Consider the following 25,239-nt stretch of genomic DNA (forward strand, 5'->3'; position numbering starts at 1 on the left):
GTGAGTGCTGATTTGTTGGGCTTTTCTATATTCAGCCCGACCTAAGGGCTATTTACTTGTCATCTTATTTATGGGCAGAACCGAAAGCAATCGTACTTGGAGAAGTAGAAATCATATCAACATTTTCATGTTTTGGTCCGCTGATCGTATAAGATATTGATCTGGGTGCTTCATTATATAAATAGGCTCCTACGGGCAATAAAGCGGGATTAGACGTTTGAATTACAGTTCCGGTAGATTCAAAGTCTATAGTGCCGCTGCATGGACTATCCGTATCAGGCGTTATGCTGCCTTCTGACATGACTTCACGAACAAGCAGCCAGAGTGGGCCCTGTCCAGCAAAATTGGAGAACTGAAATGTTAAAGTGCCTAAAGCACTCATATTGTTACTTTTGTCAACATTGATAGTGCCTGTTTCCGAGAAGGGGACGGGGCCGCTTCCCGTGTAACTGGTTCCATTATAAATAAAACCATACGAGCCTTCTAACCGGCATGCTGGTTTCTTATCCGCAAAAACGGGAAATGAATTGAGATATAAAGCAGAAATTATTAGGCCTAGGAATAATCGAGTTGAGATATTCATTCTTTTTCCTCACACATTGAAGTTATAAAATTTTCACCGGTTCTCTTTTGAACATGTCTGATCAGGCATGCAAAAGCCTAGCAAAGGTTTATGGGTTCCACAATGCGTGTGACCCCTTAAGGGTTGGAAAGAATTTATTTCCAATTTAAAAATGTTAGCTATTCCAATCGCTGTCATACAATAATCACCTATTTTAATTACGGCTCTGGCTATTCCCGGCCAAAAGCCAAATTAACTGTCAGACCCTGCGTTGCCCGATTGATTCTCATCTTCAACACCTGTCAACGCATCATCGACTTTTTCCAGCCAGACAAAATTCAGCTGATTTCTGACCGCTTCGGGTATTTCCTGGAAATCGCGTTGATTACGTGCCGGGAGCATGACGGTTTTGATACCGGCTCTGGCTGCGGCAATGACTTTTTCTTTGATGCCGCCGACCGGGAGTACCAGACCGCGCAGGCTGATTTCTCCGGTCATGGCGATATCACTTTGAACAATCCGGTCTGAAAGTGCAGAGTAAAGTGCGGTGAACATTGCGACTCCTGCGCTGGGGCCGTCTTTGGGAATGGCACCGGCGGGCACGTGAACATGAATGTCGTTTTTTTCGAAGATGTCCGGATTTAAATTCAGTGTGGTTGCGTGCGATTTGACCAGACTTAACGCGGCCTGGGCGCTTTCTTTCATCACGTCGCCGAGCTGGCCGGTGAGAATGAGCTTGCCGCTGCCGGGTACTTTGGTGGCTTCAATAAACAGGATGTCGCCGCCTACGGGCGTCCAGGCCAGACCTGTTGCAACGCCCGGAACACTGGTGCGCATTGCGACTTCGCTGTCAAATTTTTTGGGTCCCAACATCTCGGGAATATGCTCGGCTTCAACATTTTCATTAAGCACGAGTCCTTCAGCGATACGCATCGCAACCCGGCGAAAGACGGTGCCGATCTCGCGTTCCAGGTTTCTGCAACCGGCTTCACGGGTGTAGTCCTGAATGATGGTCTCTATTGCGGCATCGCTGATGCTGCATTGTTCGGCTGTCAGGCCGTTCGTTTCCAGCTGTCTGCCTACAAGGTATCGCCGCGCTATCTGGGCTTTTTCATCCAGGGTATAACCGGTTAATTCAATCACTTCCATACGGTCGCGTAACGGGATGGGGATGTTATCCAGCACGTTGGCGGTGCCGATAAACATGACATGGCTCAGGTCAAACGCAACACCCAGATAATTATCGCGGAATGTTGAGTTTTGCTCCGGATCAAGCACTTCCAGTAAAGCCGAAGACGGATCACCCTGGATGCCGGAACCGAGTTTATCCATTTCATCCAGCATAAATACCGGGTTATTGGTGCCAGCTTTACGTATTGATTGAATGATATTGCCCGGTAATGCGCCTATGTAGGTGCGGCGATGGCCCCGGATTTCGGCTTCATCGTGGACGCCTCCGAGGCTGGTTCTTACAAATTCGCGTCCGCTCGCCCTTGCAATACTGCGGCCCAATGATGTTTTACCGACACCGGGAGGCCCTGTAAAACAGAGAATCGGACTTTTGCCGTTTGGGTTTAATTTGCGAACCGCCAGAAACTCCAGGATACGCTGTTTGATTTTATCCAGGCCATAATGATCGGCATTAAGAATGTCTCTTGCTTTGGCAATATCAATGACGCCCGGACTGGCTTTTGACCAGGGCAATTCGGTCAGCCAGTCAAGGTAAGTGCGCACCATTGAATATTCGCCGCTGGCATCCGACATATGCTGTAAACGGCTCAGTTCCTTGCGGGCTTGTTTTTCAGCTTCTTCAGGCATGTTGGCGGCAGTGATGGCCTTACTGATTTCTTCAATTTCGGCGGAATTTTCCTCACCTTCGCCCAATTCTTTCTGAATGGCCTTCATTTGTTCGCGCAGCATAAACTCGCGCTGCTTTTGGCCCATGCTTTCCTGGGTTTGTTCATTGATCTGGTTCGAGAGTTTTAATACCTCGATCCGGTAATTGAGTAATTCCAGAATTTTGTCAAAGCGTAGCTGGATATCAAACAATGCCAGAATTTCCTGCTTTTCTTCTGCTTTTTCAATCAGATAACTGGCAATCAAATCGGCCAATAGGGACGGATTTGTCATAGACTGAATGGCATTAACCACTTCAATAGCCGATTGCCGGGTCAGATTGAGCACTTCGATGGCCTTTTCTTTGACCGTAATGACGCGTGCATCGATATCCCGCGAGCTTACTTCAGGTTCTTCATAGAGTTCAACGTGAGCGGCCAAAAAAGGATAATCCGGAATGAATGTCTTGACGCGAAAGCGTTGCGTACCTTGGCAAGCAACATGATGCGTGCCGTCAGGAATAGCGATGTAGCGCAGTATTTCCGCCGCAGTCCCTGTCGTGTAAAGATCATCCGGTTTTGGGTCGATGTCATTGTTATCGCGCTGCATCAGTAAACCAATCGGCTTTTCCAAACGGATAGCCTGTTGCAAGGCCTCTACGGAGAGTTTGCGGCCAATCACCAGCGGCATAACCACTTGAGGAAAAAGAACTGTAGCGCGGACTGGTACAATGATGAGCGCATCGTCAGGGAGCCGTGGGAGTTGTGGTAAATCCTCTGGCAATGTTTTCGATAGGGCATTTTCTGATGCCTTTTTCGTACCCGATAACAGTTTTTTAAGGTCCTGGATGGCCATAGGATTCCTTTAAATTTTTTGTAGTGAGATCAATAAACAACCGTTTAAAAATTCACGGTTACCGATTTCAAAATGTCCGGCAGGCAGGTCAATAATTCGTTCGAACCGCCCGTAGGGGATTTCCAGTCTTCTTATGTCAGTTTCTGCGCTGACCGGCAGATGGCGTTTGCCGTTCACAATCAGATGGTCTTTTTCAAGCAGGACTTTTACCTGTTCCGGATTAACGCCGGGGAGGGCGATCATGATCTTGAATTCACACCGGGTTTCATAAATGTCGACAGGCGGCTCCCACGAAGGCGGTCTGGATTTCATCTCGCTGGGCCTAAAGAACTGTCGGTGCAAGCGGTCTGCCCTATCTATCATTGCACAGGCTTCCGCCCACATCCAGGATTCAAGATCACGAGTTGGCATAAGATCGTTCCATTTTTTCGGGTTAAAGGTAACGAGGTAAGTCGATCGGCTTTAGGTTGTTACTTTAAATCTTTACAGTCGTTCCGGATAGTCTGAATTTTAGCCCGATACGTTTCAGCATCGTCATGATCAATAAGATTATCCCGATTGGCAATTTAGGCGAGTCAGCAATCTGATTGAATAGAAGCTGACCAGTTTTTGTTTTTCTTCATCCCATAGATTCAACCAAAGTGATTTGAAGCTTTCCAGCAAAGTTAGCGCCTTTACGGTTTGCAACAGGGGGACTTCGTTCTGGCAGCGTTGCAAGTTATAGTTGGGGATATTGGCCCTGACATGATGAATGTGATGCAGGCCAATATTGCCCGCCATCCACTGCAGCACTTTGGGCAGTTTGTAGTAGGAACTTCCTTCCAGTCCTGAACTGATCAGATCCCAGTTTTGCTGGCGAGCCCAATAAACGTCTTCATACTGATGCTGAACATAAAACAACCACATTCCAGTGGTTGCTGCCATAAAGATGACCGGAAGTTGAATCAGCAGGTAAGCCTTAAATCCCAAGGTCAAACTCATCAGAATAATGATCGCAGCAATGGCTAGATTGGTATAAATCACGCTGCTGCGTTCGCGTTTTTTTGCTCCGGGACTGGGAAAGCGCTGAATAATCAGAAATAAGAACAGAGGCACGACACTGAATAAAATCAGGGGATTGCGAAACAAGCGATAGACCAGTCGTTTGATTCGGGATGCGGCCAGATATTCATCGACAGTCAATGTCCAGACATCGCCTACGCCCCGCCGGTCCAGATTGCCGGATGCGCCATGGTGGATAATATGGGTGCGTTGCCAGTCTTCAAAAGGTGTGAAGGTCAGGATGCCGGTAATGTATCCCAATACCCGGTTGGCTAAACGGGAAGGGAAAAAAGCGCCATGGCAACAATCGTGGAAAAGAATGAAAAGGCGTACCAGAAAACCGGCAGCCGGTATGGTTAACAATAAAGTGGTCCAGAAAGGCCATTCGTAAACAACGGTTGCAATCATCAATGCCCATAAACCCATATAAGGCAATAAGGTGTTAGCAACTTGCCAAAAGGCTTTGCGAACATCCGGTTGTGCATACTTCGATACAGTCCTGATTAAATCTTGACGAAAATCCTGGATATTTTGGCGATAGTGCGGGAATAAGGTGTCGGGCGGGGGTACTTGTTGTGACATAACGGGCTTGACTCATAAAAATTAAACGGTAGTTGGGTAAAGCAACGCTCCTCCGCATCAAGCCAATGACCAAAAATGCAGGCTATTGTTTGATGAGTCGGCTGAGGTTTTTGAATGGAATAGCTTGGTTATCCTGCTATTCAGGCGGGTGGAAAAAAGCCTTATGGGCTGAAGGTTAAAGAAGCGGGCGGGGAATTTACGAAAAATTTCAAACGATACGCTTGTGTCAACGCGATTGATTAAACCGGATGGCGGAACGGCGGCTTTTAAAAAGCCGACATTTTCAATAACAGAACATTAGTGAGTCAGAGGGTCAGGAAAGTTCACCTGTTAATGAAATAAATTAAACCGGTGTGTGAGGTTAATGGCTGGTAGCAAGTCATGTAGCCATTGAGCGGAAAATCATAACGGAGGTGATAATTACTGGCAATAACCAAGACGTTTCAGGGATGCTGTTGACTGATTCCATACTAAGGTTATCCTGCATGTAACGGTTACCTCACGAATGGTCTCTTTCCAGGTTATACCTTTCGCACTTCAAATTTCGGTAGTGCCTAAGGACGCAACGGGGTGTTCGGCAAAGGCTTTGCCAGCAAGGATGCTGGCATAGAGCCTACATGGATGTATTTACGGCGTCCTTTGACGGGCACCCCGGTGCCGAATTTCGATCTACGATAGGTATACATTTTTTATGCAGTATTAAGGAGCTTTGTCCATGCAGCAACTTCATTGGTTTCGCTATGATTTACGGCTGCATGATCAGCAGGCTTTACTGACCAGTGATTATTCAAAAACGCTGACCTGTGTTTACATTATCGATGAGCAGTGGTTTCAGCCGACGTTATGGCAGACAAAGCCGCTAGGTCCATTTCGACAGGTTTTTCTGCAACAGGCAGTGACAGAATTGTCGGACTCTTTGCAGCGCATCGGTCAGCGTCTGTTGATTAAATACGGGAATCCGCTGACGATTATCAAGGAACTCGTCGAGCAATTGGGTATCACCCGCATATCGGTACAAAAGCATCCCGGCAGTTTCGAACGGCGTCAGATCCAGCAACTAAAAGCGGTGTTAAATGTCGAGTGGTTTGAAAGTGAGACCTTTACGTTATTTGCCGAACAACAACTGCCGTTTCCATTATCGGACTTACCGGCTAGCTACACCCCCTTTAAAAAGCAGATGGACTCAGTTTGTCCAATTGCGCCCTATGCTGCAGTCAATAAATTGCCGATGTTTCCCAAACAATTAAATGCTCTGACCGATGATACCTGGCCGTCCGTGCCGGCGCAGCAACACCCCTTTCAACTGCCTTTTATGGGAGGAGAGAGGACTGGATTGAAACAGGTTGATTACTATTTTGATGAAAACCGCTTAAGCAATTACAAGCAAACCCGGAATGGATTTGATGGCTGGGATTTTTCGTCCAAGCTATCGCCCTGGCTGGCTTTGGGTTGCCAATCGCCAAGAAGGGTATTCAGCCAACTTAAACACTTTGAAGCTCAGAAAGGGGCTAACCAATCGACAGAATGGTTTTATCTGGAATTGTTGTGGCGCGAGTATTTTCAGTGGTTGGCCTATCACTTTGATACCCGGATGTATCATCGGCGGGGTGTTCGTGATGTCAATCCTTTGCTCAGTTTTTATTCTGAATATTACACCGCATGGATTAACGGGCGAACAGGCTGCGCTATCGTCGATGCGGCAATGAAGCAATTGAAAAACACCGGCTGGCTTTCAAATCGGAGCCGGCAGATAGTGGCCAGTTTTCTGGTCAATGAATACCAGGTGGACTGGCGGTTCGGCGCGGCGTGGTTTGAACAGCAATTAATTGATTATGATGCCGCCAGTAATTGGGGAAATTGGCAATATTTGGCCGGGGTAGGCACGGACCCCAGAGGCAAGCGAATTTTTAACATGACCAAGCAAGAACAGACTTACGATCCTGATAATGAATTTGTTAGCCGCTGGAATGCCGAGTAACCCTTTTGACTTCAAGCTTGCTGACTCTCGATCAATTTTTCATTTACGGAACAAGACTATGAAAACCCTCATTTTAATGATGGCCTGGACGCTGTGTTCCTGTTCGTCTTTCACTTCAAAGGAGCCGCCTGTGCAAACAGTCAATGCGCTAGAAATTCCCAAATTCATGGGCAAATGGTATGTCTTGGCAGGCCGCTTCACTTTTTTTGAAAAAGAAGTTCATAACGGCGTAGAGACTTACTCATGGAATGAAGAAAATCAACGTATCGATATAGACTTTACCTATAATCGGGGCAGTTTTAACGGAGCGCTCAAGTCATTCCCGCAAAAGGGCTGGATTTACAATACGAAAACCCAGGCACACTGGAAAGTCTCGCCATTTTGGCCTTTAAAATTTGATTATCTGGTTGTGGCGCTGGCTGAGGATTACAGCTGGACGGCAATTGGCGTTCCGGACCAAAAGTACTTATGGATTATGGCGCGAGACTGGAAAAATCCCGATTCTGTTGTGGCTGCAGCGACCCGTGCTCTGAAAGACGCCGGATACGACGCTCAAAATTTAGTCACGGTTCCTCATCGGTGGTAAATGCGTTATTGGCAGACGGCAGATTCTGGCTTTCATCGATGTTCCTGTTGAGCTAACGCTTGGCAGCGATTGCTGATGTCAAGCGCCTGTTTTCCGGGGGAAAACAAGACATATTTTTTAGCAAAATCCTCAGCGGCCAGTGTGTATTTGCGGTGAGATAACAAATCTGAAATCAGGCTCCGGAAATTCGGTTTTTTGATTTCCGAGGCCACGCAAATCCCCGCCCCCAAATTAGCGACATTTTGCGAACTCAAGAGTTGCTCCAACTGCAACGGTAGCAGAAGTAACGGTTTTCCGGATAACAGAAACGCTGCCAATGTCCCTCCTGCTCCGTGGCAAATTGCAAGATCACACTGCCGGCTTATTTCAGCCAGTTTTACGGGTTGCGGAGAAATATGGAGATTGGCACTGGCATGTTTTTGAATAAATGCAGGCGTCGTTCCCGGGATATGAACCAGCACCGAGTGGGAGGAAGCCTTAAGTTGCTGTAACAGATCATCCAGTCGGGGATAGTCATGCTTTAAGTAAGCGAATATTCTTTTATCGCCGATGCTGGGCCAAAGTGGCTCATTTCCGCCGGATTGATAGATTGACGGTCCCCAATAGATTGCGTTGTTTCGTTTCGGGTAATGATCCAGTTCAGGAAACGTGCAGAGAAAGTTTTCTTCGACATTGAATAGGTCCGCCATGATGGCTAGCGGTTCAGCGCCGAGTCGCCGCAAGACTGAATTGATGACGCCTAAAACAAATGACTCTGTCCTGAGCAGCTCATTTTCGGAAATTGGTTGCCAGGGGCGCAGGCAAGGCAGGGGATTGGATCGGGGCGGGCAGTAAAAGCCTGTTCCGAAAATTGCCCTGGGAGTCTTGACACTGCGCGCAGCCACAAGCGCTGTCGGTGCATGATCCAGAATCAATAAATCGGGTGTCAGATAGTTAAACACGGTTTTCCAAGCACACACTCGTGAATAAAGTCCGGTCTCGTCTGAATAGCCCACATTTTTGAGGATGCCGGGGTAGCTTGCCGGGGGCGGCATCGCGTGTGTTCCAGGCCAGCAAACAGGTGCTTGAAGATAAGGGAAGCCATCGTTTCCCAGTAATGTACTGGCATACTCAAGATTTTTGAGCACGAATATCACTTCGTGCCCCTGTTGTTTTAATTGTTGTGCAACCGGAAGAAAAGCCGCAGTATGGCCATATCCGCCGCCTAACTCCCATATATAAAGTATTTTACTCATTCAGATAATTGATTCTGTTTGTGTGAGGTAGGTCTTTGTTGAATCAGGAATTTAAAGTCCTATCCTAGGCTGATACCGCTGGTTTTAAAACTTATTTATGAGAATTTTCGAGGATTAACGAAGACGAAAAAATTTAAAAAGCAGGTCGAAAACCAAAAACTGTTTTATATTGTGACTCACGAATTTATCTCTGTTTTTGCCCTGATTATTTATTATGACTTTACCATTAGCAAAGCCCGGAAAAGTTTCAATAGTTAGCGGTCTATTCGAAAGTCAGCCTGCTCATTTAAAAAAACGGCTAACTGATCTTATTCCGCTACGAATTTTCAGTTCCAAGCCGGTTTTGATGGCCGCAATCAGCATGATGTCGATGACACCCTTTGCGGTGGAGGCCTGGACGTTGGAGTTTGATCCCAGTTCATCCGTTGTTAGTGAAGGTGATGGCTCAATATCTATGAGTATAAATTTAATTCGAGAAAGTCAGGACGAATACGGCGGTTGTTCTGTTGAAGGGACAGTTGTTACAAACGGATCGGCAACTTTGAATTCTGATTTTACTATTTCTGCTAGTCAATTCATCTTGGGTGTGAGTGAGGGAGATATTGATTCAGCAGTAATTAATTTCAATATTATTGACGATGTCGAAGTGGAGAGTAATGAAACAATCAATTTGAGCTTTCAAACAGTAGCCTTTGATTGCTCTGTTTCACCTTCAACTGCAAACATCATTATCACAGATAACGATATTCCCCCAGAACCAGAACCCGAACCCGAACCAACTGACCCCACGCCCAATCTGACGCCGGATCCAGCGTTTACGCCCAATCAGCGATCAATATATGAGGGCTTGGTGAGTGCCTGCGATAACGCAACCGGCGAATTGCTTGAGCGGTGTAGTGAAATCGGCAATGCTGATCTGAATGCCGTGATTCCTGATGAAGTTTCGGCTCAAGGCTCAGCAGCCGTTGATTTCGGCTACAAGCAATTTTCGATTATTCACGGCCGTATTGTTAACTTGCGTAATGCCCAGCAGCAAAATTCTACGCTCTTGGGCTATTCCACCTTCAATATCAATGGCGAATCAATTCCTGTCGGGCAAGTGCTAGCTAAAGCATTAGGTCAATCTCATGGCGGTGCAGCCGGAGATGATCCGATTGACGAACCGTTGCGAGACAGCCCGTTAGGGTTTTTCCTGAAAGGCCAATTTAATATCGGTGAAAAAGACAAATCCCAAAATGAACAAGGTTTTGAAGTCGATAGACAAGCCGTCACCCTCGGCGCCGATTACAGTCTTACTGATGATTTGGTTTTGGGTGCGGCCTTTGGATACGGTGCTACCAACACCCATTACAATCGCAGCAACGGGAGCATGGAGACCGATGCTTTCGAATTTTCCACTTACGGCAGCTATTTCTTACCGCAGGATTTTTATCTTGACTGGATCATGAGTTATGCGCTGCATAATTTCGATACCAAACGGCGAATTCAGTACAGCGGTTTGGACACCTCGGCGCAAAGCGAGGCCGATGGCGATCAATACGGAGTAAGCCTGGGTTTCGGTAAAGATATTTCGATACAAAATTTTGTTATCAACCCTTATGCACGGGTGGAATACATCACGACCCAGGTTGATAGTTACCAGGAAACCGGCGGAGCGGGTTTGTCCATGGAATTTGACAAGCAGGTTATCGATTCGGTTACCTCAACGATCGGCGGTCAGGCATCCCAATCCATCAGTATGCCTTGGGGGATTTTATCCCCCGGGTTCCGTTTTGAATGGGTGCATCAATACATGGATGATGCCCGGCTGATCCAGGCCCGGTTCAGTCAAGCTACCCCGGGAACGGGAAACTTTGTTGTTCAAACAGATAATCCGGACCGTGATTATTTTAATATTGGCAGTTCCTTGGCGGTAACCCTGCCTGAGGGGCGAGCCGGATTCCTTCGCTATGAATATCGGTTGGGACAAACCGATATAACCGATCATACTGTGGAATTGGGAGTTAGAATTCCGTTTTAAACTGGAATCATTCAGTTTTAATCTTGTATCTGCCTACTACCTCCCAATTTTATCGGGTGCAGGTGCTTGATTTCAATGGACGCATGAAACCATTCCTGCAGCTCTCTGCAACATCCCTGTTGCAGAAGCCTTTTCAATCCCTACACCCTCAATTCCAAGCGGGCGAGTAGTTACTTAAATTCTTTAAAAGGCGATTTTTATGCAACGATTTTATTCAAAGAAAAAACTGCTGTTAGTGTCTCTGTTTGCATTGGCCTTGTCGGCAACACAGGTACTAGCGGATAAACCAACCTGGAAAGAAGGCGGTCAGCATCAAAATCCAAAAGGTAAATCTAAAGAAGATAAAGGAAATAGAGGGAATTCCGGAGGTGATCATGAAAAGTCTTCCAAAAAAGCCCGAAAAAACGAAGTAAGGACTGATTATTTTGGTGACCAACACCGCACCGTTGTTAGAAATTATTATTCCGGTCAGTTCCGTGCAGGGCATTGTCCTCCGGGTCTTGCCAAGAAAAATAACGGTTGTCTGCCTCCCGGGCAGGCAAAAAAATGGCGAGTCGGCTACCCGCTGCCTCGAGATGTTATTTTTTACGATCTGCCTCAGGACATTATTTTGGGCATGGGTCCCGCACCGTCCGGATACCGTTATGTTCGTGTAGCCTCGGACATCCTGATGATTGCGGTGGGTACCGGTAGAGTGGTTGATGCAATTCAGGACTTGGGTGGGTGGTAATTGGCTGCAGCTTCAAAGATGAGCGTTCAGTGATCGTATTAATTTGATTCAAGCAGGGGAAATATGAAAAGGCTTTGCGTTTATTGCGGGTCAAGTGCCGGAAAGAAACCTGGCTATGCCCAAGCTGCCCAGCAGCTTGCCGAAGAACTGGTCATGCGTGGCATAGGATTGGTTTATGGAGGCGCCAGTATTGGTGTCATGGGTCTACTTGCCGATGCCGTTCTGGCAAACCAGGGCGAGGTGGTGGGCGTAATTCCCCAGGCTTTGGTCGATAAAGAGGTTTCTCACACTGGCTTGACTGATCTGAAAATTGTCAGTTCCATGCATGAACGTAAAGCGATGATGGCGGATCTTTCAGATGGCTTTATAGCGCTTCCGGGTGGACTTGGAACACTTGAGGAATTATTTGAAATTTTGACTTGGGCGCAATTGGGATTTCATCATAAACCCTGCGGCTTGTTGAACATCGCTGGCTATTATGACGGATTGACCGCATTTTTAGATCATGCTGTAGACGAGCAATTTGTAAAGCCTATCCACAGGTCATTGCTGAGGGTTGAAAGTTGCCCCGTTAAACTGCTTGATTCATTTTCCATCTGCCAACCTCCGGTTCTTGAAAAATGGATCGCTCGTAACGATACATAGGTATCTTGCAATAAAGTAAGGACGGGAGTTACCCCGTCCTGTTTTGAGCAAAGCTGAAAATTTAAACGTTATTTTTATGGTTGTTAAAACCTATTAATCCAATTAATGCTGAACCAAAAAACCAGACAGCGGCAGGTACCGGAACCGGTGAAGAAGTATATGCGTTGGCGCTGGCACCAAAGCGAACGATATCTCCATCGTTAACAACAAAAGCTAGCGACAACGATTTATTTTTTTCTAAAGAGGATACCAGGTTATTTTCTGTATAAAGATCTGATATGGAGAAATAATATTCAAAACCAGTATCTGATTCCGTCTCAGCAAAAAACTCTATATGGGCGCTTGCATAATCATTGATGGTATCAGTTGCAACAGATAATGCGTAGTCAGCTTGAAAAAGCAACAGGCCACTGCCGCTAATGGTAAAAATTCCTTCTCTCTCAGCCCATGCAAAGCTGCCATTAGTTGAAGTCGCATTTATCGAATCTTCATCTGCCGAAGCCAAGCCGTCAGCTGAATTGGCTACAATAGAGCTCGTCCAGTCGTAAGCAGAATCGGTTTCCGCTAACGAATATACTGCTGAGCTCTCATCGCTTAGGGTATATGTTGGAAGTCCGATGCCTAGATTGATTGCAGTGATGGTAAAGGTGCTCCAGTCAATCAGGGCCGTAGCGGTTGACGCGCTGTATGCGGTTCCTGTGCTGAACAGCATTGCCAAGCCGCCGATAGTGGAAAGCAAGGGTTTGTAATGTAAGATGTTCATCATTCAATGCCTTTAAATTTTAAGTTACAGTGGAAATGCTATACGAGAAAAGAACTTTTACGTGCAGCAATCTCAATGTCACAGCAAGTATTAAGCCTATCTTAATATTTTGATAAATTAATATTTATTTCAATAGCTTAGGAGTTTTTTTTGAAATATGTATTAGCTCAACTGTAAAATTTATTGACATTTTTTCGGGTGTAAATTTTTAATCTCGTCCTTTGAGACGATATCAGGAAAAAGTCAGAAATAATGGTTATCACTTAACTGAAGTTTCCCTGTTTTTTTAGGGTTGTCCAGGCTTGTTAGGGAACTTAGTTTGCATTAATAGTTGCCGTCATTCCGGCAGAGATTGTCGGAATCCAGAAGCCATGGATGGCAAAGGCTATAGCACGTCCATGTGTCCTGGATACCGGCAATCCCTGCCGGGATGAAGCCTCAGCTTTACGCGAACAGTGCTTATTAAATAGGTTTGTCACCGTTTACATAGACCCTATCGATAATTCCTGCAGCCCAAGCATAATGGCTGTCCGTTTTTGAAATTATTGGGAAACTTCGGTCACTTAATTCCAATGGGTTAAAGGCCATCAAGTAAGTGGATTAAGGGGCTGCTAGATCTTAGTATCAAGCTTGAGTGTAATTGTAAATAAACCTGACAAGCGGTGTTAGGTGGTTTAATTTCTATAAGCGTGGTCCAATAAGTTTATTACTGCGGAGACTTAAAGAAGCTTATGCTCGCCTGAGTGTTTTAGCTGCAATCGCATTCGCCGATATCTTCAAACCATATCTGCGGAAATTGTTCAATAAATCGCTTCATCAAGTTGATGCAGGCGGAATCGTTTAATTCAATAACATTCACTCCGGCTTCTTTGAGCCAGTCCAGATGACCTTCAAAGTTAACCGATTCGCCGACGATTACAGTTCCGATATTGAATTGTCGGATCAATCCTGAGCAATACCAGCAAGGGGCTAATGTTGTCGCCAGAATTTTATCGCGGTAGTTTTTTTGGCGACCTGCTTTTCGAAACGCATCCGTTTCTCCGTGTACGGAAGGATCGTTATCCTGAACCCGCCGATTGCGGCCACGGCCCAGCAAACGACCATTAGCATCAAATAAAGCGGCACCCACAGGCACGCCGCCTTCATCAAAACCGGTCTGCGCTTCTTCAAGTGCGATGGCTAACATATCTGAGTATTTCATGGCATTGTTCAATCGGGTTAAAAAAGGGAAGTTATCGCTCGCTAGTAATGTATCGAATCAATACTTTATGCGGGCTAATTACGGTTGGCATAGTCATTCATCCGCTTGGCATCAGTTAAAGCGTGAGAGCAATAAGACATCCCCTGCTTTTGGTTGATTATAAACGGTACATTTAGTTTGTTGCACCTACGGTGATACTGAAAAAAGTCAGTTTAATACCCTAATTTTTGTGTGATATAACCTGTTTTTTTCGATGGGAGAAAGATCAAAATTTAAATAGAATTAATTAATCATATACTTATGTTGATTGGAAATTCTGGCTTGATGTTTGCTTCATGAACATTGTTTTTTATTAGCCCGATAATTACCATGAATTTAATCCTATCCTTTTTAATACGCTTAATTTGGCTGAGTGTAATCATAACCAGTGGCAACATTCAGGCCGCCCCTAAAGATACCATTCCGGCTCCTTTTAGGTTCACTGATCAAGTGAGAGTCCCGCTCAGTTCTCTGATAAATTCAGATACGATTACCGTATCCAGCATCAATTCCGCCACTGCCATCAGCATTAGCGGTGGCCAGTATTCTCGAAATGGAGGTGCCTTTACCAGCACCAAAAGCACCGTAATAAATGGTGATCGTATTCAAGTAAGGCACACGTCCCCGGCAAGTTATAACACGACGACAAATACGATTCTGACTATAGGCGGAGTAAAAGATACTTTCAGCTCGATAACGATACCCTTTGCAACTGATACTACGCCTGATGCATTCAGCTTTGTCGATCAGACCGGTGTTCCCTCAGGTTCAGCAATTACGTCTGGCAATTTGTCTGTCTCCGGCATTAACGCTCCAAGCAGTATTAGCATCGTCGGCGGTCTTTATTCAATCAATGGCGGAGCTTATGTCGCAACTGCAGGTAACGTAAACAATGGCGACACTGTTACGGTCCGACTGGTGTCGTCGGTCAACCCCGGCACAACAACCTCGGCCATTCTGACAATAGGTGGCGTGTCCGATACCTTCAGTGTCACGACACTGACGAATTCGAGTGGCGGCTTTCTTTTGCCTCCTGCTTCCGGCGGTAATCCAGGATTCAGTTCGGAGCATTTTTCAGGCTCCGCGAACTGCACGATGTGCCATAACGGACTCACCGATCAAAATGGTCAGGATGTGTCTATCGAAACCGACTGGTCCTCGACCATGATGGCTAATTCAGCCCGCGATCCGTTTTGGCGTGCGAAAGTTCGTTCGGAACTTAATCGTAATCCTCACCTGGCCGACATCATTAATGACAAATGTTCTCGTTGTCATGCGCCCATGGCCAATTTTGAGGCTAAAAAAGCCGGAGAGCCTTTGGAAATTCTGGATAACGGTTTTCTGAATGCCGGTCACCCCAGACATGACAAAGCCTTGAACGGAGTCAGTTGTACGCTCTGCCATCAAATTAAAAATTCAACAAATCTGGGTACTTTGGCGCGCTTTACCGGGCAGTATGAAATAGATGCCAGTAAAACTATTTACGGCCCGTATGACAATCTGTTTCCTAATCCCATGATCATGAATACGGGTTATACGCCAACCTTTAGTGCTCACGTCAAATCATCAAAATTATGCGCAACCTGCCATAACCTTAAAACCCCTTATGTTGATGAATTGGGTAATGTCCTGAGCACGACCCCGGAATCCGAATTCCCGGAGCAAATGCCTTATACGGAATGGGAACACAGTAGTTATGCCAGCACCACTCCCAAAAGCTGTCAGCAATGCCATATGTCACGCGCCAATGGTGTGGCAATCTCGAATCGTCCGATGTGGTTACAAGGCAGAGACGACTTTGCCATCCATGAATTTGTTGGCGCTAACCGGTTGATGCTGGATGTTTTTGATAAAAACAAGCAGCAACTAGGCATTCTATCCGCCAATTTTGCTGAAACCTTGAGTAAAACCCAATCCATGCTAAGCAGTGCTGCCAGTATTTCACCGGTCATCCATTCCTTGGTCAGTAACGCGCTCGATTTCACGCTGAAGATCACTAGCAATACCGGGCATAAGTTACCCAGCGCTTACCCTTCAAGGCGGGTCATTTTGCACGTCACGGTCAAGGATGGACAAGGCAATATCGTGTTTGAATCAGGAAAAGTCAATGCCAATGGGAGCGTCGAGGGTATTGATGCCGACGACGATAGAACCGTTTTTGAGCCGCATTACGATCTGATCACCAGTCCAGAGCAAGTCCAAGTGTATGAGGCGGTTATGGGGGATAACCAAAACCAGGTCACTTATACCTTGTTGCGAGGAATGACCTATTTGAAAGATAACCGCTTGCTGCCTCAAGGCTTTAATAAAGCAACAGCGCCTGCAGATGTAAGAGTCGCCGGTGATGCTTTGACAGACCCCGATTTTGTGGGCGGCAGCGATGAAATTAGCTATCGCATCAGTGGTTTGTCCGGAGCGAATTACAGTGTTGAAGCCGAATTGTTGCATCAGCCTTTAGCCTATTCATTTGCGCAGGATTTATTCACCGAAATCGACGCTGAAATAGAGGACTTCAAGGTCTTATTCAATGCATCCAACGCCAAGACCAGCCGAATTGCGCTGAGAACGTTCAGCGTTTCCCGTTAAAACCATGCACAAGGATGTGCGCCCCCAATAATTACAACAACAGGAAAAATTTAAATGAAACAAGCAGTAACGTATTCTTTATTCAAATTAACCGCTATAAGCAGCCTTGTATGGCTTTCTTCAATGGATGTTTATGCCGCAGAAGTTAACAGTGGCGCTATAGAGGGTGCTGATCTCAAAGCCGCCGTTCGTTATAGGCATATGAATGGTAATGGTAACGGGATGCCTCGAGTTCTTCTCGGCAAAATGCCTTTGCCAACCGCCGGACTTACCAATGTTCGCTGGGGTGGCAGCAATCACATAAAATACAGTTTTGATGCTGATACAGGAATTTTGGCAACGAATATAACAACACCCAGCGGCACTGTTTCAACCAGTAAAAATGTCGGTGAATTGGGCGAGTTAAATTATATTCTTCTCAATGTACAAAGAAATGGTCATCCGCCCAGGCCCGATATAGTCAATGAAATCAGTCTTGAAAATGTTACGCTCAACGGAGTATCGCTTCCCGGCAACAAGTTTCAAGGTGCAGCATCCGGTGCCAGCTGGAGTGTCACGGGAGAAAACCTAACTGAAAGCTTCAACGTGGAAGGTGATATTGTTTTGGTGGGTCAGCAACCCGGAAGCGATTACAACCATGTTCAAATCAATGTAGGCTATGTCGATCAAACCGGACCAAAAATAGATCAGATTGGCATTAATCCAAATCCGGCTATTTTGAACGGGAGTACCACGCTAAGAGCCACTGTTTCGGATACTGATACGGGCAATGGCAATATCATCAGCGCTGAATACAGTTTAAATGACAGCAGCAGTTGGGAACTCATGACGGCTCAAGACGGCAATTATGATAACCCCATTGAAGAGGTGATCGCAGAATTACCGGCTACGCAGTTAGGTGCAAATAAAGTCTGCATGCGCGGTACAGATGATAAAGGTAACATCACTACACCACCCACCTGTTCTACCTTTATGGTGACATATCATTTCGAGGGTTTTAATGAGCCCATTACTGCCGGTTTGGTCAATTCTGCAAACGCGGCTCAAACTGTTCCTGTTAAATGGCGGTTAACTGATGCAAACGGTTTGCCGATTGAAGGCAGTGTCAGCTTTGCGGGTTTTTATTCCTATCCTATCGAATGTGGAACTACCGAACATAGCCCGCATGATGTGGTTGAGGAATACAGTTCTGGTAACAGCGGGTTAATTTATAAAGGTGATGGTCGGTGGCAATACAATTGGAAAACACCCAAAAATTACAAGAATAGCTGTCGAGCGATGTATGTTGAATTTAACAGCGGTACGATTTCGCCAATAGTGGCGTTTGATTTTAAATAATAAAGGGATGAGTGAAGCCCGAATGATGAGGACATTAAAGTCATTCGGGCAATTCCTGGAGGTAAACTTTTTTCTCTTGGCATTTCTTCCGGTCTAATTTTATTGGTAGTAGGTGGTTGATTGAAAAGGCTTCTGAAACAGGGATGGTTTCACGTTTCCTAAGAAACCAATCACCTGCACCCTCAATTCAAAGCGGGCGAGTAAGTTACGTCCGATTCTTTTCAAACACCTTTCTTGTCAGGCCGTCCGGCACTGGTCCTGGCAATTCCCAGTCATGAGTGAGAGGGAAAGGCTTACGCCAACCCTCAAAGCCACATTAAAAGTTCAAACAGGGAATTGCTGGCACTATAGGTTATATTTTTCCTGTTATACCCGACGCTTGAATTCCCGGTTTTTCTGATGCACCTCTTATCCTGATTGGCATTCCAATTTTTACGCGTTTATCAGTTTGGACAAGCCAAATAAGTTCTGTCGTAATCGTGTCATGCAAATCCGGTAAAATTTTAAGCTTAAGACGCGCAGTATTCTCAGTATTTCCTTAGGCTTAGCCTGAAGGCTCATTGTATAATTCGCGCAATTGTTTCATTGTGACTAGGCAAGGACTGATCAAAAGTATGGCTTCAGAAAAAAATTCCATCCGCCGCCGCGGAATTTATTTATTACCCAATTTGTTTACCACCGGCGCACTTTTTTCCGGTTTTTATGCCATTACGTCAGCCATGGGCGGGCGTTATGAGACGGCAGCCGTGGCCATTTTTGTTGCGATGATCCTGGATGGGTTGGATGGGCGCGTTGCGCGATTGACCAATACGCAAAGCGAATTCGGCGTTCAGTACGATAGTCTGTCGGATATGGTTTCTTTTGGTGTGGCACCGGCATTGGTGATGTATTTATATGCTTTTTCATCATTAGGCAGGCTGGGTTTATTTGCTGCATTTGTCCATACCGCCGGCGGCGCATTGCGTCTGGCGCGTTTTAATACACAGGTTGAAAAAGCCGATAAACGCTATTTTCAGGGTTTGCCCAGCCCTGCGGCCGCAGCCATTCTGGCTGGTTTTATCTGGTTGTCCCTGGAACATGGTTATGATATTGAAGTGTTTAAATATCTGGCCATGTTATTAACGGTGGCAACGGGATTGTTGATGGTCAGTAATTTCCGGTATTCCAGTTTTAAGGACATTGATTTGAAGGGTAAAGTGCCTTTCGTCGTCGCGATTGTCGTGATGCTGGCCGTCGCCTTTGTAATGGCACAGCCGCAAACGATGTTGTTCTTGTTGTTTCTGGGTTACGCAATATCCGGTCCGGTCATTACCCTGGTGATGCGGAAACGGCGTTTACAAGACAGAAAATCTTAAAATGGCCTTGAGGCTAAAATGACAAAAGCGTATAGTTCGATGCCATGAATATTCAAACCAACAGCGTCATAAGCCTTGCCCATTTTTCCTTTTTAGGAAAATCAGGTTTATGCGCGTTGTCCAGCCTATTGGTCAGATACCTGCCCTGACGGGCACATAAACTGATCTCATTACATCTGATTGACCCCTATTTTTGACCTAGCCGATGCAAGCGTATCGGTGGCTGCTTCGTGAACGGAGTTCTCATGAAAGACAAATTAATTATATTTGATACCACTTTGCGAGATGGTGAGCAAAGTCCAGGCGCATCGATGACGCGTGATGAAAAAGTCAGGATTGCCAAAGCGCTTGAGCGCATGAAGGTGGATGTGATCGAGGCCGGATTTCCGGCAGCGAGTGCAGGTGACTTTGAAGCAGTGGAAGCGGTGGCTAGAGCCATTAAAAATAGCACCGTTTGTGGTCTGGCCCGGGCATTGGATAAGGATATCGATAAAGCCGGTGCGGCGCTGAAAGACGCAAAAAGCGCCAGAATCCACACCTTTATTGCAACATCGCCGATTCACATGAAAATGAAGCTGCAGATGCAGCCGGATCAGGTGATTGAATATGCGGTAAGAGCGGTCAAGCGCGCCAGGCAGTATACCGATAACGTCGAGTTTTCTCCCGAGGATGCCGGCCGCTCCGAAGAGGATTTTCTATGTCGTATCCTGGAAGCGGTGATAGATGCCGGAGCCTCGACGTTGAATATTCCCGATACCGTCGGTTACAGTTTGCCTCAGCAATTTGGCGCTACCATTGCTAATTTGATCAAGCGAATTCCTAATTCCGATAAGGCTGTCTTTTCGGTGCATTGTCATAATGATTTAGGCTTGGCGGTCGCAAATTCGCTTTCTGCGGTCATGAACGGCGCGCGTCAGGTGGAATGTACCATTAATGGCTTGGGAGAAAGAGCCGGTAATGCTTCTTTAGAAGAAGTCGTGATGGCGGTAAGAACACGGCAAGATATGTTTACTTGCGATACGACGCTGGATGCCAGGGAAATTATGACTTGTTCCCGTCTGGTCTCATCGATTACCGGTTTTCCTGTTCAGCCCAACAAAGCCATCGTCGGCGCCAATGCCTTTGCGCATGAATCCGGCATTCATCAGGATGGGGTGCTCAAAAGTCGTGAAACGTATGAAATCATGCGCGCCGAAGACGTGGGCTGGGCTGCCAACCGCATGGTGATGGGCAAGCATTCCGGACGTAATGCGTTCAAGAGCCGAATGACCGAACTGGGCTTTGAATTTACTTCGGAAGAAGAACTCAATGATGCCTTTTTCCGGTTTAAACAACTGGCTGACAAGAAACATGAGATTTTTGATGAGGACTTGCAGGCATTGATCACTGAAGTCAGTTTTCATGCAGAAGACGAGTACGTTAAGTTGATCGCCTTGAGTGTGTGTTCGGAAACCGGTGAAGTACCGCATGCAAAAGTGACGTTACGCGTCGATAACAAAGAACTGACCGGCAGTGCTACAGGCAGTGGGGCAGTGGATGCCAGTCTTAAAGCGATTGAGAGTGTGGTTAACACAAATGCGATTTTGGAGTTGTATTCCGTCAATAACATCACTAACGGAACCGATGCCCAGGGTGAAGTAACGGTAAGGCTGGATAAGGCGGGTCGGATCGTCAACGGTTTGGGCGCCGATACTGATATTGTGATTGCCTCAGCCAAGGCCTATATTAATGCGGTCAATAAACTGCATGTACCCAATCAGAGGCGGCATCCTCAAAAGGGCGATGTTTAACCAGGCTGACACTGATCAAGGGCGTATTTATACGCCCTTATTTTTAGGAGGTTATTCAGGTGTTAAAGACTAAAGAGGATTAAAGGTAATTTAGGCAGTGGATCACTCGACGCGTTTGCACTATCTAGAAGCGATGGGAATTGATGTGTGGGTGCGCAGGTTCCCGCATGAGCTCGAGCCTGGCCTTGACCTATCAAGTTCTCAAGCAAATGACACAGAAGAGGCTGCGGTTCCAGTTGACCACATACCCGAAACGCCGGACGCTCTGAATGTCTGGCAAGTGTTGCAAAATGAAGTCGCAGTTTGCCGCCAATGTGATTTGTGTGAGAGCCGGACGCAGACCGTTTTCGGTTCCGGGAATTCGGAAGCGGACTGGATGATCATTGGCGAGGCGCCCGGGCAAAGTGAGGATCAACAAGGACTGCCTTTTGTCGGCGTGGCCGGACAATTATTGACGGAAATGTTAAGAGCGATAGGTTTGTCCAGGGAAGACGTGTTTATAACCAATATTTTGAAATGCAGGCCACCCAATAATAGAGACCCGCATAAAAATGAAGTGGCCGCATGCCACCCGTATCTGGCGCGTCAAATAAAGGCAATAAAGCCTAAAATTATTTTGGCAGTGGGACGAATAGCCGCTCAAAACTTGCTTAATTCAGACAAGACCATTGGACAATTGCGTGGTCAGGTCCATGATTTGAGTGGAATACCCCTAGTAGTCGTCTATCATCCCGCTTATTTACTCAGATCCTTGCTCGAAAAACGTAAAGCCTGGCAAGATCTTCAATTGGCTATGGCAACTTATCAAGCTATCGAGGGTTAGCAATGAATGTCTATTTTCAGCGTTTAAAAGATTTCGTTCTCTATGATGCGGACCGGGAATTTTATGCAAAGATATTTCCGGATTCAGTATCACGTAAGGATCTGATGCGATTGCGTAAAATGTTCGCCGAAGATCTTGCCACCGTTTTGGCCATTGAAGAGCACAATTATTCGTTTCCGTGGAGCGACGGTATTTTCAGGGACTGTTTCAGAGCGGGTTACAGTTGCTGGGTTTGTGAAGATGTCGATAAAGTCCTGGGTTATGGCATTGTCTCTATTGCCGTGGGTGAAGCCCATATATTGAATATCAGTGTTGACCACAACGAGCAAAAACAGGGGATTGGCCGGAAGATTCTGGAACATCTGATTGAAGTGGCCCGTTCACGCAAAGTGGAAACTGTGTTCCTGGAGGTGCGGCCTTCAAATCCCACGGCTATCGCGCTTTATAGAAACACAGGATTTAATGAAATCGGCATACGCAAAGATTATTATCCTGCCGAAGATGGCAGAGAAGATGCATTGATGATGGCTCTGGAGCTTTATTATCTGTAATGATTTAGATAAGAACGGGCGCAATTATTCGGCGTAGTTTGATTGTATGCTTTCCGCAAGCCAACAATTAACGCCATAGTCTTGTAATGTTGGGTTGGCTATCGCCAACCCAACCTACGCGATGCATCACCTTTGTTTTGTTGTTCCACCGAACAGTTACGAAAAATCATTGGCTTCGCAAGAAAACTGAATTTTCAATGCCATACCCAGCGTATTGATTCTTCGTGGATTAATCGAGGTTTTTAGATAGTAAGGCGCCTGCCGGTCCAGGCGCCAATAGCTTGGTTATCGAGTTTTTTTCTTCAAATTATCGGTGACATGAGGCTCGATGGCTTTATAGATGAGCTGATGCATCTTTGGATTTCCGGCAATCAGATTTCCGGAGTCCAGATAGGTATCGCCAAAGGTAAAATCAGTGGCGACGCCACCGGCTTCTTTTATTAACAGTACGCCGGCAGCCATATCCCAAGGTTGCAAGCCGATTTCCCAGAATCCATCAAGCCGTCCTGCTGCAACGTAGGCCAAATCCAGCGCCGCTGCGCCCGCTCTGCGAATCCCGGCGGTATCGATAGAAAGCGCCTTAAACATGCCCAGATAAGCATCGATATGCTGCAGGTTTTTGAAAGGAAAACCCGTACCCAGCAACGCGCCGGTCATATTGGCCTGAGCCGTGACCCTGATTTTGCGGCTGTTCATCATGGCGCCGCCGCCGCGTTCTGCTGTGAACAGTTCATCGCGCAGGGGGTCATAAATGACGCCAATTTCAAGCCGATCTTTGAGTTTTAAGGCGATGGAAACGGCAAATTGAGGAAAACCATGGAGAAAATTGGTGGTGCCGTCCAGAGGATCTATGATCCATACGTAATCATTGCCTTCATGTTCGCCGCTTTCCTCGGCCAGGATGGCGTGTTCCGGAAATGCGGCCTTGATGATACGGATAATTTCCTGTTCGGCCATACGGTCGACTTCGGTTGCGTAATCATTTTTACTTTTGTAATTAATCTGGAGTCTTCCGACATTTTCAGCTGAGCGATTTATTATCTCGCCAGCGCTTCTCGCTGCTCGCACAGCAATATTAAGCATTGGATGCATAGGTCTGAATTTTTTAAGAGCTTGAGGAAATATGAATAGCATACCAAATCTTTTGGTAAAATTTGCCCCTTTTTTAAAAGGTTGAGGCAAAGCTTTGCTGGATAACATCGTTATAGTGTTGGTTGAGACAAGTCATCCCGGCAATATCGGGGCCGTAGCGCGGGCCATGAAAAATATGTGCATGAAGCATCTGGTTCTGGTTTCGCCGAAGATGTTTCCCTGCGCGGATGCAACATCCCGAGCATCAGGTGCGGACGACATTTTGGCAACGGCGGTCGTTTGTTCGACTTTGCAGGAAGCTATTGCTGATTGTCAGATTGTTATCGGCGCCAGTGCGCGGTGTCGAACGATCAGCTGGCCGGAAATTACGCCCAGAGAGTGTGCTGAAATGCTCAGCATCGACGCCCGTGATAATAAAGTGGCTATCGTATTCGGACGGGAAAACTCGGGATTGAAAAATCATGAGTTGGATTTATGCCAGTACCTGCTGCGAATTCCTTGTAATCCGGACTACAGCTCGCTGAACGTTGCCGCTGCGGTTCAAGTGATCTGTTACGAGCTTTTTGTTGCTTCCGGTCAGCGCTATGATGTGACCATTGGCGATAAGGGTGAAACCCCGCTGGCAACCGCCGATCAAATGGAATCTTATTATGAGCATCTGGCGCAAGCTTTGTCGGATATCGGCTTTATGCATCCGGATAAATCGAAAACCATCATGCGGCGATTGAGGCGGGTTTATAACCGTATTCAGTTGGATACAAAAGAATTGGATATCCTGAGGGGTATTTTGAAAATGGCGCAAGGCAACAAGCGAAATCAATAAAGATGCTGAACGAAATCAAAGAAAATATTAACTGTGTATTTGACCGTGACCCTGCGGCTCAAACCGTATTTGAAGTTATCACGGCCTATCCTGGTTTTCATGCCATTCTGATTCACCGTATCAGTCATTATTGCTGGCAATCCGGTTTTCGGTGGTTAGGCCGTTTTATCTCGCATCTGGGCCGCTTTTTGACGGGTATAGAAATTCATCCCGGCGCAAAAATCGGACGGCGATTTTTTATCGATCACGGTATGGGCGTTGTAATCGGCGAGACGGCTGAAATAGGCGACGATTGCACACTTTATCACGGTGTGACTCTGGGCGGCACGTCATGGAATAAAGGCAAGCGCCATCCAACGCTGTGCAATGGCGTTGTTGTCGGTGCGGGAGCCAAGGTGCTGGGGCCCATAGAAATAGGCGAGGGTGCGCGTATTGGTTCAAACTCGGTGGTGTTGAAAGCGGTGCCTGCCGGCTCAACTGTGGTGGGTATTCCGGCGCGTGCAATTGAGCCCAAGGCGAAAACAACCGTGATTCCCTGCGACCCAGCTGCAGAACAACTGCATTTCGATGCTTATGGGACTACCGTCAATATGCGCGATCCTGTCGCTCATGTCATCAACCATATGCTTGAGCACATTCATTGCCTGGACCAGCAAATTGACGCAATGAAAAAAGCCTTGAATGAATCAGGCATTCAGTATGTCGATAAACCCATGCCTGAAATGGATGATTACGAGCGGGATAGATTGGACGAAATATAGAGACCGCGAGACACATTCGTCAAATGGCAGGTGTAACTTGGGACCTG

Annotated in this window: 21 protein-coding genes; 13 read left to right on the plus strand and 8 right to left on the minus strand. The window is 46.4% G+C overall.

Going from position 1 to position 25,239, the window contains the following annotated elements:
- Nucleotides 1-64: 64 nt before the first annotated feature.
- The 4 genes from GO003_RS09420 to GO003_RS09435 all read right to left on the minus strand — a co-directional run bounded on the left by GO003_RS09420 (nucleotide 65) and on the right by GO003_RS09435 (nucleotide 4,876).
- Entirely contained in the window at nucleotides 65-583 is a 519-nt protein-coding gene (locus GO003_RS09420) for a hypothetical protein (RefSeq protein ID WP_159652497.1), read from the minus strand.
- Nucleotides 584-814: 231 nt separating this feature from the next.
- Complete coding sequence (gene lon / locus GO003_RS09425) at nucleotides 815-3,253, minus strand: endopeptidase La (RefSeq protein ID WP_159652495.1); 2,439 nt, start codon at nucleotides 3,251-3,253, stop codon at nucleotides 815-817.
- A 9-nt stretch (nucleotides 3,254-3,262) separates the two neighbouring features.
- The gene (locus GO003_RS09430; protein WP_159652493.1) at nucleotides 3,263-3,664 is read right to left on the minus strand and encodes an Hsp20/alpha crystallin family protein; all 402 of its coding nucleotides are present in this window, start codon (nucleotides 3,662-3,664) and stop codon (nucleotides 3,263-3,265) included.
- Between the two features lie 138 nt (nucleotides 3,665-3,802).
- Entirely contained in the window at nucleotides 3,803-4,876 is a 1,074-nt protein-coding gene (locus GO003_RS09435; protein WP_159652491.1) for a fatty acid desaturase, read from the minus strand.
- A 715-nt stretch (nucleotides 4,877-5,591) separates the two neighbouring features.
- Here GO003_RS09435 and GO003_RS09440 point away from each other — a divergent pair.
- Nucleotides 5,592-6,854, plus strand: coding sequence for a DASH family cryptochrome (locus tag GO003_RS09440; RefSeq protein WP_159652489.1), 1,263 nt, complete (start codon nucleotides 5,592-5,594; stop codon nucleotides 6,852-6,854).
- 58 nt (nucleotides 6,855-6,912) lie between these two features.
- Nucleotides 6,913-7,440: a lipocalin family protein gene (locus GO003_RS09445; RefSeq protein ID WP_159652487.1), complete on the plus strand. Its 528-nt coding sequence runs from the start codon at nucleotides 6,913-6,915 to the stop codon at nucleotides 7,438-7,440.
- A 32-nt stretch (nucleotides 7,441-7,472) separates the two neighbouring features.
- Here the strand turns inward: GO003_RS09445 and GO003_RS09450 are convergent, their stop codons facing one another.
- Entirely contained in the window at nucleotides 7,473-8,675 is a 1,203-nt protein-coding gene (locus GO003_RS09450) for a glycosyltransferase (RefSeq protein ID WP_159652485.1), read from the minus strand.
- A gap of 214 nt (nucleotides 8,676-8,889) precedes the next feature.
- Here GO003_RS09450 and GO003_RS09455 point away from each other — a divergent pair, with 214 nt between their 5' ends.
- From GO003_RS09455 to GO003_RS09465, 3 genes are all read left to right on the plus strand, one after another.
- Nucleotides 8,890-10,695, plus strand: a complete 1,806-nt coding sequence (locus tag GO003_RS09455) for an autotransporter domain-containing protein (protein ID WP_159652483.1) — start codon at nucleotides 8,890-8,892, stop codon at nucleotides 10,693-10,695.
- Nucleotides 10,696-10,894: 199 nt separating this feature from the next.
- Nucleotides 10,895-11,425, plus strand: coding sequence for a DUF1236 domain-containing protein (locus GO003_RS09460; protein ID WP_159652482.1), 531 nt, complete (start codon nucleotides 10,895-10,897; stop codon nucleotides 11,423-11,425).
- Nucleotides 11,426-11,488: 63 nt separating this feature from the next.
- Nucleotides 11,489-12,070 (plus strand): LOG family protein, encoded by a 582-nt coding sequence (locus GO003_RS09465; RefSeq protein ID WP_159652481.1) that lies wholly within the window; start codon nucleotides 11,489-11,491, stop codon nucleotides 12,068-12,070.
- A 61-nt stretch (nucleotides 12,071-12,131) separates the two neighbouring features.
- Here GO003_RS09465 and GO003_RS09470 read toward each other — a convergent pair whose 3' ends face one another.
- Both GO003_RS09470 and GO003_RS09475 read right to left on the minus strand, forming a co-directional pair.
- Nucleotides 12,132-12,836 carry a hypothetical protein gene (locus GO003_RS09470; RefSeq protein WP_159652479.1) on the minus strand — a complete coding sequence of 235 codons (705 nt, stop codon included), beginning with the start codon at nucleotides 12,834-12,836 and terminating at the stop codon, nucleotides 12,132-12,134.
- Between the two features lie 745 nt (nucleotides 12,837-13,581).
- A complete protein-coding gene (locus tag GO003_RS09475; protein ID WP_159652477.1) occupies nucleotides 13,582-14,034 on the minus strand; it encodes a nucleoside deaminase in 453 nt (150 codons plus the stop codon).
- Between the two features lie 369 nt (nucleotides 14,035-14,403).
- Between GO003_RS09475 and GO003_RS09480 the strand changes: the two genes are divergently transcribed.
- The 6 genes from GO003_RS09480 (at nucleotide 14,404) to rimI (ending at nucleotide 22,516) form a co-directional block, all read left to right on the plus strand.
- Complete coding sequence (locus GO003_RS09480) at nucleotides 14,404-16,659, plus strand: hypothetical protein (protein WP_206444579.1); 2,256 nt, start codon at nucleotides 14,404-14,406, stop codon at nucleotides 16,657-16,659.
- Nucleotides 16,660-16,713: 54 nt separating this feature from the next.
- Nucleotides 16,714-17,997, plus strand: coding sequence for a PxKF domain-containing protein (locus GO003_RS09485; protein ID WP_159652475.1), 1,284 nt, complete (start codon nucleotides 16,714-16,716; stop codon nucleotides 17,995-17,997).
- A 614-nt stretch (nucleotides 17,998-18,611) separates the two neighbouring features.
- Nucleotides 18,612-19,352 carry a CDP-diacylglycerol--serine O-phosphatidyltransferase gene (gene pssA, locus GO003_RS09490; protein WP_159652473.1) on the plus strand — a complete coding sequence of 247 codons (741 nt, stop codon included), beginning with the start codon at nucleotides 18,612-18,614 and terminating at the stop codon, nucleotides 19,350-19,352.
- Between the two features lie 245 nt (nucleotides 19,353-19,597).
- Nucleotides 19,598-21,142: a 2-isopropylmalate synthase gene (locus tag GO003_RS09495; protein ID WP_159652471.1), complete on the plus strand. Its 1,545-nt coding sequence runs from the start codon at nucleotides 19,598-19,600 to the stop codon at nucleotides 21,140-21,142.
- 97 nt (nucleotides 21,143-21,239) lie between these two features.
- The gene (locus GO003_RS09500; protein ID WP_206444578.1) at nucleotides 21,240-21,965 is read left to right on the plus strand and encodes a uracil-DNA glycosylase; all 726 of its coding nucleotides are present in this window, start codon (nucleotides 21,240-21,242) and stop codon (nucleotides 21,963-21,965) included.
- A gap of 2 nt (nucleotides 21,966-21,967) precedes the next feature.
- Nucleotides 21,968-22,516 carry a ribosomal protein S18-alanine N-acetyltransferase gene (gene rimI, locus GO003_RS09505; RefSeq protein ID WP_159652469.1) on the plus strand — a complete coding sequence of 183 codons (549 nt, stop codon included), beginning with the start codon at nucleotides 21,968-21,970 and terminating at the stop codon, nucleotides 22,514-22,516.
- A 285-nt stretch (nucleotides 22,517-22,801) separates the two neighbouring features.
- Here rimI and GO003_RS09510 read toward each other — a convergent pair whose 3' ends face one another.
- Nucleotides 22,802-23,608, minus strand: a complete 807-nt coding sequence (locus tag GO003_RS09510; protein WP_159652529.1) for an inositol monophosphatase family protein — start codon at nucleotides 23,606-23,608, stop codon at nucleotides 22,802-22,804.
- Nucleotides 23,609-23,702: 94 nt separating this feature from the next.
- Here GO003_RS09510 and GO003_RS09515 point away from each other — a divergent pair, with 94 nt between their 5' ends.
- Entirely contained in the window at nucleotides 23,703-24,431 is a 729-nt protein-coding gene (locus tag GO003_RS09515) for an RNA methyltransferase (protein ID WP_159652467.1), read from the plus strand.
- A 2-nt stretch (nucleotides 24,432-24,433) separates the two neighbouring features.
- A complete protein-coding gene (gene cysE, locus GO003_RS09520; RefSeq protein WP_159652465.1) occupies nucleotides 24,434-25,192 on the plus strand; it encodes a serine O-acetyltransferase in 759 nt (252 codons plus the stop codon).
- Nucleotides 25,193-25,239: the final 47 nt, after the last annotated feature.

Source organism: Methylicorpusculum oleiharenae, from assembly GCF_009828925.2.
GTDB classification, from domain to species: Bacteria; Pseudomonadota; Gammaproteobacteria; order Methylococcales; family Methylomonadaceae; genus Methylicorpusculum; species Methylicorpusculum oleiharenae.